This is a genomic window from Oribacterium sp. KHPX15 (genome assembly GCF_900107835.1).
Taxonomy (GTDB): Bacteria; Bacillota; Clostridia; order Lachnospirales; family Lachnospiraceae; genus Oribacterium.
On the sequence record NZ_FNRG01000013.1, the window covers coordinates 16,440 to 35,328 of the forward strand.

General features: G+C 44.7%; 13 protein-coding genes and 1 pseudogene. 5 read left to right on the top strand and 9 right to left on the bottom strand.

The annotated features are described in order from the left end of the window. Positions 1-23: 23 nt before the first annotated feature. The gene (rpmE, locus tag BLV86_RS09300) at positions 24-224 is read right to left on the bottom strand and encodes a 50S ribosomal protein L31 (RefSeq protein WP_029200738.1); all 201 of its coding nucleotides are present in this window, start codon (positions 222-224) and stop codon (positions 24-26) included. A gap of 360 nt (positions 225-584) precedes the next feature. Here rpmE and BLV86_RS18655 point away from each other — a divergent pair, with 360 nt between their 5' ends. Beyond that, positions 585-668: a putative holin-like toxin gene (locus BLV86_RS18655; protein WP_242840089.1), complete on the top strand. Its 84-nt coding sequence runs from the start codon at positions 585-587 to the stop codon at positions 666-668. A gap of 154 nt (positions 669-822) precedes the next feature. On the opposite strand, the gene rho is transcribed toward BLV86_RS18655, so the two are convergent. Next, on the bottom strand, positions 823-2,859 hold the full coding sequence (rho, locus tag BLV86_RS09305) for a transcription termination factor Rho (protein ID WP_242840087.1): 2,037 nt from the start codon (positions 2,857-2,859) through the stop codon (positions 823-825). A 362-nt stretch (positions 2,860-3,221) separates the two neighbouring features. Here rho and BLV86_RS09310 point away from each other — a divergent pair, with 362 nt between their 5' ends. Then, positions 3,222-3,881 (top strand): hypothetical protein, encoded by a 660-nt coding sequence (locus tag BLV86_RS09310; protein WP_090816472.1) that lies wholly within the window; start codon positions 3,222-3,224, stop codon positions 3,879-3,881. A gap of 60 nt (positions 3,882-3,941) precedes the next feature. Here the strand turns inward: BLV86_RS09310 and malQ are convergent, their stop codons facing one another. The 3 genes from malQ to BLV86_RS09325 form a co-directional block, all read right to left on the bottom strand. Then, positions 3,942-5,633 carry a 4-alpha-glucanotransferase gene (gene malQ / locus BLV86_RS09315; protein ID WP_090816474.1) on the bottom strand — a complete coding sequence of 564 codons (1,692 nt, stop codon included), beginning with the start codon at positions 5,631-5,633 and terminating at the stop codon, positions 3,942-3,944. Between the two features lie 234 nt (positions 5,634-5,867). Beyond that, positions 5,868-8,435: a 1,4-alpha-glucan branching protein GlgB gene (gene glgB, locus BLV86_RS09320; RefSeq protein ID WP_090816476.1), complete on the bottom strand. Its 2,568-nt coding sequence runs from the start codon at positions 8,433-8,435 to the stop codon at positions 5,868-5,870. Between the two features lie 15 nt (positions 8,436-8,450). Next, complete coding sequence (locus BLV86_RS09325; protein ID WP_175456492.1) at positions 8,451-10,520, bottom strand: alpha-amylase family glycosyl hydrolase; 2,070 nt, start codon at positions 10,518-10,520, stop codon at positions 8,451-8,453. A 622-nt stretch (positions 10,521-11,142) separates the two neighbouring features. On the opposite strand from BLV86_RS09325, the gene BLV86_RS09330 reads away from it, so the two are divergent. After that, on the top strand, positions 11,143-12,186 hold the full coding sequence (locus tag BLV86_RS09330; RefSeq protein WP_090816480.1) for a hypothetical protein: 1,044 nt from the start codon (positions 11,143-11,145) through the stop codon (positions 12,184-12,186). 159 nt (positions 12,187-12,345) lie between these two features. Here the strand turns inward: BLV86_RS09330 and BLV86_RS09335 are convergent. Continuing rightward, positions 12,346-12,789: pseudogene (locus BLV86_RS09335) on the bottom strand (methyltransferase domain-containing protein); the annotation flags it as partial. An 84-nt stretch (positions 12,790-12,873) separates the two neighbouring features. Further along, the gene (locus tag BLV86_RS09340) at positions 12,874-13,629 is read right to left on the bottom strand and encodes an exodeoxyribonuclease III (protein ID WP_090816482.1); all 756 of its coding nucleotides are present in this window, start codon (positions 13,627-13,629) and stop codon (positions 12,874-12,876) included. Between the two features lie 370 nt (positions 13,630-13,999). Between BLV86_RS09340 and BLV86_RS09345 the strand changes: the two genes are divergently transcribed. Continuing rightward, positions 14,000-15,370 (top strand): MATE family efflux transporter, encoded by a 1,371-nt coding sequence (locus BLV86_RS09345; protein WP_242873277.1) that lies wholly within the window; start codon positions 14,000-14,002, stop codon positions 15,368-15,370. 191 nt (positions 15,371-15,561) lie between these two features. On the opposite strand, the gene BLV86_RS09350 is transcribed toward BLV86_RS09345, so the two are convergent. Next, positions 15,562-17,028 (bottom strand): hypothetical protein, encoded by a 1,467-nt coding sequence (locus BLV86_RS09350; RefSeq protein ID WP_090816484.1) that lies wholly within the window; start codon positions 17,026-17,028, stop codon positions 15,562-15,564. 201 nt (positions 17,029-17,229) lie between these two features. Between BLV86_RS09350 and BLV86_RS09355 the strand changes: the two genes are divergently transcribed. Further along, a complete protein-coding gene (locus BLV86_RS09355; RefSeq protein ID WP_090816486.1) occupies positions 17,230-17,457 on the top strand; it encodes a helix-turn-helix domain-containing protein in 228 nt (75 codons plus the stop codon). Between the two features lie 139 nt (positions 17,458-17,596). Here the strand turns inward: BLV86_RS09355 and BLV86_RS09360 are convergent, their stop codons facing one another. Next, a complete protein-coding gene (locus BLV86_RS09360) occupies positions 17,597-18,817 on the bottom strand; it encodes a class I SAM-dependent rRNA methyltransferase (RefSeq protein WP_175456493.1) in 1,221 nt (406 codons plus the stop codon). Positions 18,818-18,889: the final 72 nt, after the last annotated feature.

Genomic DNA, 18,889 nt, shown 5'->3' on the forward strand with positions numbered 1-18,889 from the left:
TGAATCCCGTTTCTGTCGACTTATTAAGAAAGACCGAACTTCTTGTTGAACTTATCGATCTGACCAGCAGCCATAGCTGACTTCTCCTTGCCTGTATAGAATGAATGGCAAGCAGAGCAAACTTCTACGTGGATCTCAGGCTTTGTTGAACCTGTTACGAATGTGTTACCGCAGTTGCAGGTAACTGTAGCCTGATAATACTTAGGATGAATTCCTTCTCTCATTTTGTACCTCTTTCTACATGGTTTCCAACCATATAAATTCGCACATGATGCAGAATCATATGCTTAGTTAATTGTAAAGCCTTACCAAGATAACACAAATCATTTTCCTTTGCAAGCGCTTTTCAAAAATCTAAAATCTACATTTTTAATATGGTCGAAATTCAGACCATATGATAATACTGCCTTTTATGTTACAATCCCATCCAGTGCTTGCCAATGCGGTAGGCGGTTAGCCCTTTCAATTTAGAAGGGCATTTTGTAAGTCCCTTCAGAAAGGATAAAGTGGGAATCCTCACGGATTCCTTTGAACCGCTCAAAGCCGCGCGGCTCCTTCGATTAAAAATCGAAGGCCGTGGCTCCATGGTCAGTTATTCTGATTTATTCCAATTTGGGATTCTGATAGTTGCTATCATTGGTCTTGTATATAAGATTGCAAAAAAATAACCGCCCACAAGCCTAACAAACTTGAGCGGTTATTTTAACCAATCAACAAAGGGCTAACCGTCTATCGGTAAGCACTTTTTACATCTTTATAATAAATCAATATTCAGTATATTTCAATATACCTTTTCATCAAGGAATTATTTTCTGTACCATTTCACTGTGGTCTGTTTATCTTTATTGCCAGTCTCGAATTCGGATTTGCTGCCGAGTTGGCAGTTGCATTGGAATTGCGCATCACAGGCTTACCGTTCACGATAAACTGACATACCTCATCATTGTTAAAGGTCTTATCGAAAAGACTGATAACCTCTTCTGCGGCTCCGGCCTTCTCATCATAGGTTCTCTTGTGAATGATATCCACCGCTTTCCGTTCAAGCTCGGAAAGAAGCAGATCGTCACGGCGTGTACCCGACTTAACGATATCGATAGCCGGGAATATTCTCCTCTCCTGAAGCTCTCTGTTAAGCACCAGTTCCATGTTGCCGGTACCCTTGAACTCCTCGTAGATAACATCATCCATACGTGATCCTGTATCCACAAGTGCTGTTGCAAGGATGGTAAGAGAGCCTCCCTCTCGCATATTTCTTGCAGCACCGAAAAATCTCTTAGGCATATGAAGAGCCGCAGGATCCAGACCTCCTGAAAGGGTTCTTCCCGAGGCGGGAACCACCAGGTTGTAGGCTCTTGCAAGTCTTGTGATGGAGTCAAGAAGTATTGTAACATCCTCACCCTGCTCAACAAGGCGCTTTGCTCTCTCGATAGTCATTTCCGCAACCCTCTTATGATGCTCCGGAAGCTCATCGAAAGTTGAGTAGATAACTGTAACAAGTCCTCCCTCTACCTCTTCCTTCATATCCGTAACTTCCTCGGGACGCTCATCAATAAGAAGGATAAGCAGATGCATCTTTGGCTCATTCTTAACTATAGCCTTGGCAACCTGCTTAAGAAGCGTGGTCTTACCTGCCTTAGGCGGTGACACGATCATTCCTCTCTGTCCCTTACCGATAGGGGCAAGGAGGTCAAGAATACGTAATGATGTAGGAGCCTTCTCGCCATCAACTTCAAGCTTTATTCTTTGATTTGGAAATACCGGTGTGAGCTGGTCAAAGCTCTTTCTCTGGGAAATAGCACTGAGCGGCTTACCGTTAACTGTCTCTATATAGGAAAGAGCACCGAAACGCTCATTGGGATTCTTACTTCTGTAAAGTCCCTTGATGACGTCACCGGTCTTAAGTCTGTATCTCTTGATGATAGCCGGATTTACATAAACATCACTCTCGCCCGGAAGGAAATTCTCGGATCTTGTGAATCCAAAGCCATCCGGCATAACCTCAAGGATTCCGCCGCAGGGATTTCCTGTAGGAGTCTTCTGAGTCTCGTTATCAAGCTCATCGGTCTTTTCATTCTCGGCAGCCTTAGCGATAGCGGCATCTCGTGTTGCCATATCTTCTTCTGTACGATCGGCAGCATCCTTCTCTATAAATTCAGATTCCTTGTAAGGATTTTCCTGCTTTGGAACACTTCCTGCCTCTTTCACAGACTCCGGCCTGTTAACATTATCGGTTCTCTGGGTATAATGCTCATTCCTTGTGTCCCTGCCCTGACTTCTGACAGGCTTAACCCCGTGGATGCCCTTTCTGTTAACAACTATGGTCTTGTGATGGGCATTTGTCCTGTTCTCCTGAACCTTTGCGTCAGTATCATCGGAAGCCTCTGCTGCCAATGCTTTCGCCGGAGCTTCGTCATTACTGCCCTCTGCCTGAACTGCGGATGTATCGGACAGTTTCTCCGTTACGCTGTCTGCAGAAACAGTCTCAGAACTCTCAGCCTGAGCCTCTTCCTCATCACTCTTTTTAGACGCAGTTTTCCTGGTTGTGGTTCTCTTACGGACTGTCTTCTTCTCTTCTGCTGCAGCACCCTGAGCGCCTTCTGCCTCTTCCGCTTTTTTCACAGTACGTCTGGTTGTGCGCTTTTTCGGCTTTTCTTCACCGGAATCAGCCGCTGCTTCCCCTGCTGCCGTGACTTCCTTCTCAACAGCTTCCGCAGCTTCAGCTTTTGCTTTTGTCTTACGGACTGTTCGCGGCTTTTTCTCAGCTGCATCACCGCTTTCTTCCTTAACAGCCTTAGTTCTGGTTCTTCTGCTAACCGGCTTAGACTCAGCTGTCATTTTCTCGTCTTTTTCGTCTGCCATGTATCCTCCTTGATCGGTTGGCGCAAGATTTATATCACTGACTGATTGTTCTTGAGCAAGTATTTATGATTGATTTTTAATTCTGAAAATATAAATGACTATACCCAGATTATTGGAAATATCTCTCAACGAATAACTCTTGTTTGATATAGTAAATATCTATCATTAAATGTAATTTTATAAGTGTTTTGGGAAATAATTATCGATAAAAAGATTAAATTTTCCGAAAATAGTATTCAAGTATTGATAAGTATAACAATAACCGTCTTGTAACGCAAGATTCATTTTGTTATACTCACATAAGTCTAATATTACGTTGGACTTATATGCGCAGTGATTCTTATTATCACAGAAAGGTAAATATGACAAGAGCAAATACAGACAGACGCCCTTCACGTAACAGTGCTCAGGGACGCCAAATAAAGGACGATTCTTCAAAGTCAGGGATATTGAGATTCTTCCTCGGATTCCTGATTCCGTATCTGGTGATCAACGGTCTCATCCTGTTTTTCGTTATCCAGACACCGACCATTACTGCTGATGAACCTGATACAAAGGATTACAAAAGCGCTGATGTCTCCTTCAAGGTTTCATCCCTTATTCCAATGAAATCAGTCACAGCTACCATCGAGGGACAGGAAGTTCCTCTTGAGAAGAATGGTTCAACTTACAAGTGTACACTCACAAACAACGGTAATCTGACAGTAAAGGCCGTAGCCATTAACCAGATGACAAAATCAACATATATACAGGTTAATCTCCTGGATGAGGCAAATCCTGTTATCGATGAGGATTCCATCGTACTTGGCGCAGGTTATCTAGAGTTCGATGTTTCCGATACTCAATCCGGCATAAACTGGGATTCCATCTACGGTATCGATAATCTGGGTAACAATGTTAAGCCCACAGATATCAATCAGACCACCGGAAGAGTTACCTTCTCCATGGCAGGCGATGCCATAACAGTCTATGTAAAGGATCTCGCCGGCAACGAAGCTCAGGCAAGTTTCTCAGTCAACTAAATAAAGACAGCTGCAAAAAGCCCCGGTTCACAACGAACCGGGGCTTTTTTCGTGAATAAATCAAAAGCTCTCTTCTTCCAGAAGGCTTTCATCCTCCGGAGTTGTTTCTTCTACCGGAACAGCCTCCTCCTTATGATAATACCGTCCGTAAACTCCGACGATCTCAGACATCTTCCGCTTTATCTCATCGGTAAAGGCGCCCTTACTCATTCTCCACTGCCAGTTACCTCCGCTGGTTCCGGGGGTGTTTATCCTTCCCTCGGCTCCCAGACCCAGATAATCCCCCGCAGGTACTATAACCGTATCCGCCACGGTGCTCAAGGAAAGCCTGATCAGAAGCTCCGGCATGGCATTCCAGTCATTGTGAGACCTGCTCATGTACATGTACATATAGTTCCTTATCCAGTCCGGTAAGGTCTCAAACCAGTTTTTAAGGGTGTCGTTGTCATGTGTGCCGGTGTAGTAAATGCAGTTAGGCGTCGTGAGACTGTGTGGGAGGTAAGCATTATCAGGACCAGAATCCCAGGCAAACTGAAGTATCTTCATACCCGGGAAGCCTGTTTTCTTCATAAGCTCCTTCACCTCATCCGTGATGATACCGAGATCCTCTGCGATGATGGGAAGGTCCTTCCTGCCATAATGCTTTGTCATGGCGTCGAAAAGGTCCATTCCCGGTCCCGGAACCCACTCTCCGTTTTCAGCGGTTTCATCACCGTAAGGTATAGCGTAATATGCTTCAAAACCTCTGAAATGGTCAACTCTCAGGGTATCATACATTTCCAGGCAGTAATCCATACGTGAAAGCCACCACTTATATCCGGTCTTTTTATGAACGTCCCAGCTGTAGAGAGGATTTCCCCAAAGCTGTCCCGTTGCTGAGAATGCATCTGGCGGAACTCCTGCCACCTTCTTGGGCTCGCCCTTCTCAGTGTACTGAAAAAGCTCACGATGAGCCCAGACATCCGCGGAATCCGGGGCACAGTAGATAGGTATGTCACCGATTATCTCAATGCCTTTGATCTTTGCATACTCATGGAGCTTACCCCACTGTTTATTGAAGAGGTACTGGATGAAAGCATAGAAATCTATCTCATCCTTATGAGCGGCTTTGAATTCTTCGACCGCTGCTTTCTCACAGTCTCGAAGATCTTCCGGCCAGACATCCCAGCTTGCACCGAAGTAGTTGTTTTTTATTGCCATGAAAACGCAATACTCTACGGTCTCCGGTCTCAGCTCCTTGTAGATCTTATCGATCTTTCCGCCCTGCTTCCTGTAGTTCTCAAAAGCAAGCTTCAGTGCTTTAAATTTACTTACATAGATCTTGCCGTAATTTACCTTGAATGGGCTGTCTTCTTCCTCGTACTTATCATCATCCTGGTTCAGGGTGGACAGCAGATTCCTTGCCTTCTCGTCGCCCTCCCAGGCTTTTTTCTGCCATAGAGTTTTAAGAAGCGCAATGGCTTCGCCGTCACCGAAATCGAACTCCTCCGGATCCTCCAGATCTTCTTCAGTGAGAAGCCCTTCCTCTATAAGAGCCTCCAGATCCACAAAGTAAGGATTTCCTGCGAATGCCGAGAACGACTGATAGGGTGAATCCCCGAAACCGGTCGGCCCCATGGGAAGCACCTGCCAGATCTTATTTCCGGTATCCCGCAGAACATCTATAAAACTGTACGCCTCTTTCCCCAATGTTCCTATGCCGTATTTTCCGGGAAAAGAAAATACCGGCATCAACACGCCTGCTTTTTTCATTGACCATTCTCCTATTATCGAGTATGTGCTTCTCTCCTGCCGTTATGACAGACCTTATCCCGGTGAAACCGGGATATCTCCATACACAGGTATATTCTTCAAAGGCCCATAGGCTCCAGCTTTCCGGTGCCCATGGGTCTTTTATTCACAAGCTGTAAAATTTAGCCCATGCTTCCATACCCTTCATGTATATTTCGGCACAAGTCCAAATCTTTATAAAGTTTGAATTCTTACTTATCCTTTACGTCTACGAGCTGCCCCTGAAGCCTGCTTTGAAGCTTTGCTTGCCGCCGGCTTTTTTACTGTCAGCTTGCTGTCCGTTTTTGCTTTGCCTGCTGTGGTTTTTGTCGTACTTTTACTTTTTCCGGCAGTTGTCCTTTTTGCAGCCGGCTTCTTGGCGTCTGAAAGATTTACAACCTCAACATCGGCAGCTGCTGTTTTCTTTGCTGCTAACTTTTCTTCGGTATCCTCTTTCTTTGAGGATTTCTTTGAGGTACTCTTCTTTGCTGCAGCCTTCTTTGCAGGAGCCTTTTCATCTGCTTCCGCACAAGGTGTGAGCTGATAAACGGTTGTAGACATGGACGGGATGTCGAGGTCTACGGCAAAGTCTCTGTCGTCCCAGAGAATTCTCTTTGCCTTTATCTGTGTATGCTTAACCATACCGAAGCCGCCGTACTTCTCATCATCTGTTGAGATCAGGGCCTTGGCATTACACATAAACGGAACACCCACTCTGAACTTCGGATGGGCAACATTATCAAAGTTTGTAACTACAAGGATGGTCTCACCCGGCTTATCGGTCTTTCTGATGAACATCACCATGGAAAGATCGCTGTAGCTGCAGTTGATCCACTCAAAGCCGTCCGGATAGTAGTCAAGCTGCCATAATGCAGGCTGTGCCTTGTAGATGGCATTGAGGTCCTTAACAAAGTCCTGGGTCTCCTTATGAACCGGATACTCAAGAAGGTTCCACTCCAGCTCCTGATTCTCGGACCACTCATCATACTGGCCGAAATCCTGTCCCATGAAGAGAAGCTTCTTTCCGGGATGTGTCCAGAAGTAGCCGTAAGCGGTACGGAGGTTTCTTGCCTTCTCTTCAAAGGTCTGTCCCGGCATCTTTCCGAGAAGTGAACGCTTGCCGTGAACTACTTCATCATGTGAGAACACAAGCATGAAGTCCTCAGAGTAGTTGTAAAGCATTGAGAATGTAAGCTGGTTGTAGCTTCCCTTACGGAAGAAAGGATCTGTCTCCATATATCCCAGGAAATCATTCATCCAGCCCATATTCCACTTGAGGTCGAAGCCCAGTCCTTCATCCTTTACAGAGCTTGTGATATTAGGCCATGCCGTTGACTCCTCAGCTATAAGGAGTGTTCCCGGAAATCTCTTGTGGAACTGTGAGTTCAGGTGCTTAAGGAACTCTACGGAATCAAGGTTCTCATTTCCGCCGTAGATATTTCTCGGTGCTCCCTGACCCTGGCGTCCGTAGTCAAGATAAAGCATTGACGCTACGGCATCCATACGGAGTCCGTCAACATGATACTTGTCAGCCCAGTACATAGCGCTTCCGATGAGGAAGTTTGAAACCTCGTTCTTACGATAGTTAAATGTCAGGGTTCCCCAGTGAGGATGGCTTGCAAGTACAGGATCCGGATTCTCATAAAGTCCTGTTCCGTCAAACTGGGCAAGTCCCCAGGTGTCTCTCAGGAAGTGGGCAGGAACCCAGTCAAGGATAACACCGATTCCCTCATTGTGAAGGTGGTTAACAAAGAACATGAAATCTTCAGGTGTTCCGTAACGGCTTGTTGGTGCATAGTAGCCTGATACCTGATAGCCCCAGCTTGCATCAAGAGGATGCTCCATGATAGGCATAAGCTCCACATGTGTGTAGCCCTGTTTCTTTACGTATGCAGCAAGCTTCTTTGCAAGCTCTCTGTAGTTATAGAATTCTGAGCCCGGAACCTCGGTTCCGTCTTCATTTATCATTATCTGCTTACGGGCGAAGGATCCGAGGTGAACCTCGTAAACGCTCATAGGCTGTTCTTTAATTCCGGAAGTCTTGAGCTCAAGCTTCCTGTCCTCCCAGGCCTTATCTGTCCAGGTGAATTTCTCAAGATCAGCTACAACGGAGGCATTGTTGGGACGCATCTCCATTGCATTTGCATAAGGGTCAGTCTTCAGGAAAGGCTCCTTATGGCGGCACTTGATCTCATACTTATAAACTGTTCCCGGAGTGAGCTTAGGAATAAAAGTCTCAAATACACCTGAATTCCCAAGTCTCTGCATCATGTTGCGTCTTCCGTCCCACATATTAAAGTCGCCAACTACTGACACGCGCTCAGCATTAGGCGCCCATACTGAGAATACTACGCCCTTTACCCCGTCGATGGTGATGGGGTGTGCGCCCATCTTGTCATAGATGTTGTACCAGATGCCGGCCTGATATTTCTTGATATCCTCTTCGGTATAGATGGAAGCAAATGAATAAGGATCCTCAGACTCGGTGGTGGTGTCATTATCATAGGTAATGATATAGGAGTACTTGGGAAGTTCCTTCTCCCACTTCTTTTTCATGGGAACCAGCACTGCATAGAAGCCTTCTTCATCCGCAAGCTCCATCTGATAAACCCTGTCTCCCTGGATCTTTACTTCGATGTCTTTTGCCGTAGGAACAAAAGCCTGGATCAATAGTCCCTCAGGAACAACGTGCGCTCCAAGAATGTGTTTGGGATCTGCTGTTTCCGCATAAGTTACATCTTCTACATCTGCCCAATTCATTACATCATATAATTTTTCGGTCATGAGTTCCTCTCCTCCTTAGCGCTTCTTTCGAGAAGCGCCTTTTATTGCTTCATTCTTTTTCTCTTTACTAATTGTATCTTCTGAAGATGCCGCGGCATCTGTATCAGCTTTTGACTTCTTCACCGGAGTTTTAGGGCTGCCCTTAGCTTTTGATTCCTGCTCCGGGGTTTCTGGGCTGCCCTCAGCTGTTTTTCCGTTGTCAGTCACGTCCTTTTTCTTCCGGACTGCTCTCTTCCTCTTCGGCTTATAGCTCTTATCCTTTACAGCCTTAAGAACCACTATGGTTCTCGGCTCAACTATGATATCCGAGATATCCAGCTCCAGCTCCTGCCCCTCAGGGTAGATGCCGTTAATGTCATCCTTTGAAGTATCTATGGCTACTGCCCACTTCTTGCCTACAGGAGCATGCGGCGGCATGAAGTCATGTTTCTCCCAGTGGAAATTGTAAAGCACCAGGAAGGTGTCATCATCCGCATACTCACCGGCATACATGGCTCCGAGCTGACGCCTGAAGTTTTCCATCTCCGGCCTCCAGGCATTCTCGCCGTGGAAGCTTAAATCCGGGATGCCTACGGAACGGTAGTCCAGCATCCTTAGCGCCTGGCTCTGATGGAATACCTTGTGATTTTTCCTGAAGGCGATCATGTATTTTGCGAACTCGTAAAGCTCTTTGTTCTTATCAAGAAGCCGCCAGTCAAGCCAGTTAATGTTGTTGTCCTGGCAGTAGGCATTGTTATTGCCAAGTCTCGTCTGCCCGCACTCATCACCTGAGTTTATAAGGGGAGTTCCCTGGCTGAGCATGAGGAGGAGGTAAGCATTCCTCCACATCTTCCTTCTAAGCTGCTTGATGGATTTCTTTCTTGTCTGACCTTCCTCTCCACAGTTCCAGGAGAAGTTCATGTTGGTGCCGTCACGGTTGTCCTCATGATTTCCTTCGTTATGCTTTCTGTCATAGCTCAGGACATCATAGAGACTCATGCCGGAGACATTGGCCATATACTGGATGTTTGCCCGCTCTTCAGGATTGTATCTGATCCTGCTCATAAGGGCCTGCAGCATGCTCTCGTCTCCCTTCAGGATGCGGCGCATGTCGTTCTGGAAGCCGTCATTGTAATCCGCAAGGTATTTCGTGGTCGCATGGCGGTAGGCTCCGTATCTGTCATTTCCGCGGTTCGGATCCTCCCAGCTGTCGGCCCAGATCTTGAATCTGCTGAGATAAGGATCACGGGCGATGACGCTGTAGGGGGCTGAACCTATCATATGGATGCCGTCCACGTGATAGTTGATGCGCCAGTACCTCATCACCGTGGTTATGTAGTCCGGTAATGTCTCGTAGGTGAAATACAGGTCGACGATTACTTCTATATTGTTCCGGTGCAGTTCATACACCATTTTTCGAAATTCGTTTCTAGGGTTTTTGTGATCTGAGGTAAAGCTTGATTTGGGCGCCAGCTGCATGGCGTCTTTGGTGAAGCCCCAATAGTTTATGCGGCCTGTAGGCTTAACCTCTGTCTGATAGGGATTCTTGCTGCCGTAGTCCGGGAGCATTACCTCGTTAAATTCGTAGGCCGGCATGAGTTCCACCGCAGTTACTCCCAGGGATTTAAGATATGGTATCTTTTCTATGATGCCCTGGAATGTGCCCCGGACATCGTTTTTGAGTCCGGAGGAGCTGTGCTCCGTGAATCCTCTTACATGAAGACGATAAATGATAGTTTCGTCATAGGGAGTTTCCAAAGGTCTGTCCTTCATCCACTCCTCGCTGATCTCAGGCATGGCCACTGCTTCCCCCACAGGGGTTTTCAGTATCCTGGTGCCATCCTTGAGGTAACCGAATTTTTTCCTTCCTTCAAATACCGTTCCGTTGGGATCGGTAAAAACATGTCCGTCCGCTTCATAGCAATAGCTGTAGCCTGAGATATCTTCCGAAATCTCAAGCTTCCACACATCGCCTATACGTTGGTACGGATCAAAGGCTATCTGTCGAACCTTTCTGTTACCGTCATATAGATTGAGGAACAGTTGGTCGGTATGGACCACTGCCTCAAATATATATATGTTATTTTCTTTTCTTAATCCAAACATTTTTTCCTTACTTTTGTTCCCCGGTGTGGCATATAAGGGATAGGATAAATACATTTATGTATAGTTGGAATAAGTATATCACATAAAAATATCAAATAGAATATTTTTCCGTTTATATGTAGGCTCGAGTCGGAGGGCACAGTTGAACTGTTACTTATAAGCAGGTGAAATAATCAGTCGGTAAAACAAAAACCAGCCCACACCCCCAAAATAACCTCTGCGGATTGACCACATACACATATTCTTCTTAATAAGTCATTTAATTAAGTGCACCTATATGACTCATAACGTAACATGTCTAATTTAGGTCATTGATCTACGCAGTCAAAATGACTCAAATCAAGAAATTTCATTTTTGAGTCAATGATTTCGGCAAGTCTTTATGACCCTAATCGTGTTTTTTCATTTTTGAGTCAATAGCTTTAACCAGTTTATATGACTCCATTCCAAACATCTCTATTTTGAGTCATTGATTCCAGCAAGTCTTTATGACCCTAATCGTGTTTTTTCAAATCAGAGTCAATGATTAATATGGTCGTTTTTTAGAGCATATGCAATCTGTGAATTATCTGTTATCATCTACATGCATAATCAAGTAATTACGGAGGTAACAAAACAATACATGCCCAATGATGAAACAGATAATTCACCCGGTATGCTCTTTGATTCCGTCTTTAAGACAGCTACTCAAAAAGCAGGGCATTTAATGGTCGCCGTTATAGAGCAGATGTTTCACGTCAAAGCCGAGCTCGTTGACCTAAAAGAAATAGAACGGATAGCCAATGAACGCTATCTCATAATAGATGGCGACACAAGAACTACTATTTCCAAAAGATTCACTGACAGCTGCTTCAAAATCGGAGGAAAATACTATCATATCGAATGCCAGTCCACCCAGGACGGGAGCATCCTCTTCCGCCTCGTTGAATATAACCTGCGTATAGCTATCGACAATGCCAGACTAACTGATTCAAAGAGCTCCATTCTTGTAGAACTTCCGAGTTCGGGATTGATAAATCTAAGAGCTCCCTCAATTTCACCGAAGTTTTCTCAGAAAGAAATAATCTATCGTTATTCCGATCAGGAAATAGTCATGCCGGTTCCGGTAATGAACATCCGGGCTTTCTCAGCCGACGAAATCTTCAGTAATGGTCTGTTCTTCCTGATTCCATTCTATTCAATCAGATTTGAAAATCGTCTTAAAAGAATATCCAGAAAACCATCTAAAAAATTATCAAAAAAACGAATCGAAAAAATTAAAGCTTCCAACAAAGCCGAGTATGATAGAATATATTCAGAGCTTAAAAATTGTTATGACAGATTTATGAAAGCATGTGAGACCAAGGTACTGTCAGAAGACGATACCCGTAACCTTGCAGAGCTTTCAAGGATCGTACTTAATTATGTAACACGAAAACTTGATCCAGATTTAAAGGGAAGGATGGTGACACTCTTGGGCGGACAGATAATAGAACTCAGACAGGATATATGGTTTAAAGACGGATTTAGACAAGGCGAAAAGAAAGGCGAAAAGAAGTATGAACGGAATCACATTTCCGATATGCTTCGCAGAGGAAAAACCCCCGAAGAGATTGCGGATTTCTGTGCATATCCGATTGATTTAGTCAAAGAAATACAGGAAGAACTGCTGTCTAAGGTAAAATAGTAAAAATTTATTATCCTGATTATGGATGAGTATGTAGCTAAATCAAAAATCCAAATCCATAGTAAAGAAGCCGTCGTGCTGATGGATATAATCCAAAAGCACGACGGCTTTTCATTATGAATAACCTGTAAAATCAATATTTTTCAACGTTTCCGAACCCTATTTCTCATCACACACCTGGAAAATGTAGAACTTCAAATAGTAGCTGTTCTCGTCCTTCGCCCAGAGGATCGGGTGGTCTGAGCACTGGGTGCGGTACTCCACCTGACGGAGACGGCGGTGAACTGAATTGGCTGCCTCGGCAATGGTTTTTGTGAATAGCTCAGGGGTCATGAAATGACTACAGCTGCAGGTTGCGAGGTAACCACCGTCCTTAACGAGCTTGATTCCCTGCATATTTATCTCACGGTAGCCACGGATAGCTGCCTTCGTTGCTTCTCTTGATTTGGTGAATGCCGGCGGATCAAGGATCACCACATCGTACTTCTCACCCGCCTTATTGAGCTTCGGAAGCTCATCAAGCACGTCGGCCACGCGGAAATGAACCGTATCGGAAAGACCGTTTCTCTCAGCATTGGCAGTAGCCTGCTGCACCGCAAGCTCGGGCTTTTTTTGAGAAAAGTCCTTTAATGCTTTATTCTTAAATCTATTTCATCAGCACTATCGAATTTTAGATCATTTGTATGATCATTCAATGCAGAGCTCTATCGGGCAATGATCCGATCCCATTATCTCCTGATGAATGCTTGCATCTTTAATCCTGTCCTTCAGCTTTTCGGATACAACAAAGTAGTCTATACGCCAGCCCACATTTCTTTCCCTTGCTTTCATGCGGTAGGACCACCAGCTGTACTCGTCTACGGCGTCCGGATGAAGCATACGGAAACTGTCAACAAAGCCTGCTGCCAGGAGTCTCGAGAACTTGGCACGTTCTTCATCCGTGAAGCCTGCATTATGATGATTTGTTGCCGGGTTTTTAATGTCTATTTCCTCGTGGGCAACATTGAGATCTCCGCAATAGATGACCGGCTTCTTCTTATCAAGCTCGCTTATATAATTCCTCCAGGCGTCCTCCCACTCCATTCTGTAGGGAAGGCGCTTAAGTTCGCCCTGGGAATTTGGAACGTAAACAGTGAGAACATAATAGTCCGGAAACTCTGCCGTTATGACACGGCCTTCCATATCATGCTCCGGAATTCCCATGCCGTAGGTCACATTCAGAGGCTCCTCTTTAGTGAAAAGAGCTGTGCCGGAATATCCCTTTTTCTCAGCATAGTTCCAGTACTGGTGATATCCCGGGAGGTCCAAATCTATCTGTCCGGCCTGAAGCTTCGTCTCCTGAAGACAGAAGATATCGGCATCAAGTTTTTGAAAGTCTTCCATAAAGTTCTTGCCCATAACGGCACGAAGACCGTTAACATTCCAGGAAATCATTTTTTTCATGACATATTCTCCGTTTCCTCCGCAGTGATATGCGGACGTGTATATTCACATTTTAAACATTATTCACTTATACCCGATTTAATGTTACGCATTCACACCATGCTGCAGACAATACTATACCGGGCATCAATAATAGCTATTTTACCATATCGAAATACGGTGATACACTGAAAAACAGATACTATATATTTTTTTACTAATATATCGTAAAAATTCAGCCGGTGGACCAAGGGGACGGGGTTAGTGGTTCATTTTGACAAAATGAACCACTAACCCCGTCCCCTTGGTCCATCATATATGACGCAAAGCACACGCATCTGCGGATGATATTTGCTGCCTAATATTTACCACATCTTCAGGAGGTTTCACCTTGGCATCAACCGCTACGGATTTTTCAAAGGGGTCTGTCATTAAAGCCATCATGGCTCAGTCCATTCCGCTACTGGTGGCTCAGATCATACAGCTCCTTTACAACATAGTCGACCGAATATACATCGGGCACCTCCCGGGTTCCAACGGCCTTGCCCTGACGGGAGTCGGTGTCTGCTTCCCGATCATAACGCTGATCACTGCATTCACAGACTGGTTCGGCATCGGCGGAACCCCACTCTTTTCCATAGCCAGAGGCAAAGGGAATGGAAACCGGGCTCACAGCATCATGAGTGAAAGTGCATTTCTTCTTATCGTGACATCCGTAGTCATGACTGTGCTGACTCTTATTTTTATGAGGCCAATGCTTTATGCCCTGGGTGCCAGTGATGCCACCTATACCTATGCCAAAAGTTATTTCACGATTTACATTTTGGGAACAGTATTTTTCATGACGGGCTCAGGGCTTAATTACTACATCAGTGCCCAGGGCTTCCCGAGAATCGGTATGATAACCACAGCCATAGGTGCCATACTGAACATCATTCTGGATCCGATTTTAATGTTTGTTTTAAACTGGGGTGTGGTAGGAGCCGCAATAGCAACTGTCATTTCTCAGATAGTAAGCGCTGTATGGGTTGTACGATTTCTGCTTTCAGAAAAAGCTTTGTACAGACTTAAGCTTTCAGAGATACGTTTCAACAGCGGGATAGCCCGTGAGATCGCCACCCTGGGCTTTGCCAATTTTTTAATGAAATCCACCAACACCGTAACTCAGGCAGCCTGCAACATCATGCTCCGTGACTACGGCGGAGATTTATACATTGGCATCTTTGCCATCATTAATTCCATAAGAGACTTTATTTCCCTTCCGGGAACTGCCATCACTCACGCTTCACAGCCTGTGCTTGGGTTCAATTACGGAGCGAGAAAATACAAGCGTTTAAAGCAGGGCATCGTCTTTGCGTCTGCTGCCGCAAGCAGTTACGGCGGACTTGTCTGGATACTTATACTGATCTTCCCGACCTTCTTTATCCGCATTTTCACACCGGATATGGAAACCATCACCGTGGGAACTCATTGCCTCAGGCTTTACCTTCTGGCCTTTATCTTCCAGATGGGACAGTTCTGCGGACAGTCAGTGTTCTCAGCTCTTGGCCAGTCGAAGAAGGCTATATTCTTCTCAACTCTCAGGAAGATCATCATTATCCTTCCGCTGACCCTGATACTTCCGCTTTACATGGGTGTCGACGGTGTATTTGCCGCTGAGCCGATTTCAAACATAATCGGCGGAACCGCTGCATTCTCAACGATGCTGGTGACAGTGTACTTCAGGCTGCCGAAGCAGGATGGGGAAGAGGCAAGGCTGTAGAGTAGAATGCAGTGGCAAATCGGAGAAATATGAGGGTTTCGATCGGAGAAAAATGATGTTTTGAATCGGAGAAATGTGAGGGTTTCGATCGGAGAAATATGATGTTTTGAATCGGAGAAATATTAGGACTTTTAGTCCAAAAGTAAAAAAGCCCGTGTAGGTCATAATCTGCCTACACGAGCTTTTTGATTTTATGAATTGATGATCACTACATCTCCAAATATAGGAATGCTTACTTCTCCGCACATTTCCTGAAGTTCTTTCAGTGCAAGCTTACGTGCCTTATCTAATGTGATCATTCTCACAACCATATCAGAAGAATGTAATTTCTTCAGATCTTCAGGTGATTTTAAAGGGTCACCTGCTTCAACACCTGAAATCTGGGTTTTTAAATCATTAACCATCTGATCAGTTATGGTTTTTGCATAATCGGATGAATCATCTCTGGCAATAAAAATGTGATCAATGTTCTTTTGCTTACAGTACTCTGTTATCCTTGTTACAGTTACCGCCGCAGCCTCTTCATCCTGCTGCTCAGCATGTCCTCGTAGTTTGATGCTTTTGGCAATTCCGAGAAACAGTTTATCTAATCCTTTAAAGGGTTTTTCTTTCTTGTAAATGCATCCGACCAGCTTTATTCCGGTGAATCTTGAAACATCTTCAACCGTCTTAAAATCACCTGCAAACAAATACATGAGACATAAAACTACTGCTACAGCAAATGCTCCGGCAAATCCACCGACAACAACATATTTCTTCCAGCTAGGTCTCTGTGTAACGAAATCATCATGATGGATCATGTATTCAAACAGTTTCTGCTCCTGGCTGTTAAGGGAGGACTTATTATCTTTTTCAAATGCATTATAGCTGGCAACAAGTTCACTTCCCATTGCCATCCTTGACTGTTGCTGCTCCACCAGTCCCGTGTCTACACTTTCTGTATAGTTCACTCCTGACTGGGTCAGCTTTACTGTAACTCCGATATCCGTTAACTCTGTCACAGCTTTTGATAGTGCCTTGTCAACAATCCCGGCAATTTTTTCACACTGTTCTCTGTTACTTGCCTTGATTCTGAGTTTTACCAGGCCACGGTATTTATTTGAAATATCTCCATTGACAATTATCTTATCCGGCATATCCGCATCAATGATCTTGTCATCAGCTGCTGCGGTACATCGAATACTCAGTACTTCATATGCAAATCTGGGGTCAGCCTCATTTCCAAGAATCAAAGCAATGTCTTTATAATCATCAAGATTTAGTGAAAAATCATTAAAATAATCCACCGCAGTCCGCTGATCTGCCTCAAATACATAGCTCACATAGTAATTTGAAACATTGTTGGGATCCATATTCATGAGAATAGAATGATCCATATAATACTGATTATTTGTAATTCGTTTCCTAAAAGTCTTATAACGATTATATAGCTGGTTGACTGTTTCGATTTCTCCCTTGGTCATGTCTTCCTGTATGGCATCCAGCGTTGTATCAGCATATTTGCTCTGAATCTGCCTGTACTGCCTGTATGTAAGCGGACATCCTATCAAAAGGACACCAAAAACAAGACCTGCCAGCAGATATTTCCATTTTTGGAAAAAATAAGCCAGCATGTCCAGCAGATCGATCACAACCTCATCGTCGTCATTTGTCCCCATTATTCTATTCTCCTACTAAAAACTCTTGCTTTCGTTATTTATCTCAGACATTCACATGCCAAAGTTCGATTTCCTAAAAATCAGGAAACTAAACACGATAATAAACGAATATGATATATATTTTACTGGATATTCCAGTAAAATCAACCGCGGGTTTAAAATGTTTATATGATGTTCCGAGGAGAATTCCATGAAACATTTATGAAATATTACGAGCGAATCAGAGAACTCAGGGAAGAAAAAAATCTCCCTATGAAGGCTATTGCCCACGAGCTTGGCATCAGCCAACAAACCTACAATGAATATGAAAAAGATTATCGTTCCAGAATTCCGGTCGAGCGATTGATTCTGCTTGCCCAATTTTATGATGTTTCCATGGACTACATTTCAGGTGTCAGTAATATCCGGAATTCTTTTCCGAAAGAATAAACCAGCCCGCGTAAGTGGATTTTAATCCATTTACGTGAGCTGGTTTTATAATTTCTTGGGTGATTTCTTGGGCAAACCAGTGGGGACGGTTCTCTCCGGAGAGAACCGTCCCCACTGGTTTCTGTGTAACCTTTTTAAATTACTTCTCGTCACAAACCTGGAAGATATAAAACTTAAGGTAGTAGCTGTTTTCATCCTTGGCCCAGAGGATAGGGTGGTCGGAGCACTGGGTGCGGTACTCTACCTGACGGAGGCGGCGGTGAACGGAGTTGGCTGCCTCGGCAATGGTCTTGGTGAAAAGCTCAGGAGTCATGAAGTGGCTGCAACTGCAGGTTGCGAGGTAACCACCGTCTTTTACAAGCTTGATGCCCTGCATGTTTATCTCGCGGTAGCCACGGATAGCTGCCTTTGTGGCTTCTCTTGATTTTGTAAATGCCGGCGGATCTAGGATCACAACGTCATACTTCTCCCCGGCTTTGTTGAGCTTCGGAAGCTCATCCAGCACGTCAGCCACGCGGAAGTGAACTGTATCGGAAAGACCGTTCCTCTCAGCATTGGCAGTAGCCTGCTGCACCGCAAGCTCAGAGATATCGAGGCCCTCAACGGAAGCTGCCCCGGCGATACCTGCATTCAAAGCAAATGTTCCCATGTGGGTGAAGCAGTCCAGCACCTTCTTGCCCTTGCAAAGCTTGTGGATAGATAGACGGTTGTACTTCTGGTCAAGGAAAAATCCGGTTTTCTGACCGTTTACAACGTCCACCATATACTTAACGCCATTCTCTGTGATGAGAACATCAGTATCGAACTCAGGCCCGATGAACCCCTTGTGCGGCTCCATGCCCTCTTTCTTTCTGACCGGGGCATCAGACCTCTCATAGATTCCTCTTATGCTAATGCCGTCTTCCTTCAAAATCTCAACCAGATCCTCAAGTATCATTTCCTTGAGTCTGTCGATTCCAAGTGCCAATGACTCAACCACCAGCACATCCTCGTACTTATCAACTGTGAGTCCCGGAAGCCAGTCAGCCTCACCGAAGATGACTCTGCAGGAACTTGTATCAACCACGGTCTTTCTGTAGTCCCAGGCATTCTTCACTCTCTTCCGGAGAAACTCTCTGTCGATGGGTTCCTTTCTCCATCTCGAAAGCATTCGAACTCTTATTTTGGAATTGTGATTTATAAAACCGTAACCCATGAAGAAGCCGTCAAAGTCGGAAACGGTGACTATATCTCCGTTTTCATATTCACCTTCATACCGGTCGATTTCATTATCAAAGATCCAGGCTCCGCCCGCCTTGATGGTGCGGCCCTCACCCTTTTTTAAAACTATTTTTCCGTTTGAAACCAAAGATTCTGACATATTGATCTCCTCTATAAGCGAATGTTTTTGGTCATTATGTGCCTTAAAAAAATATTATATCTGTGTTATGAT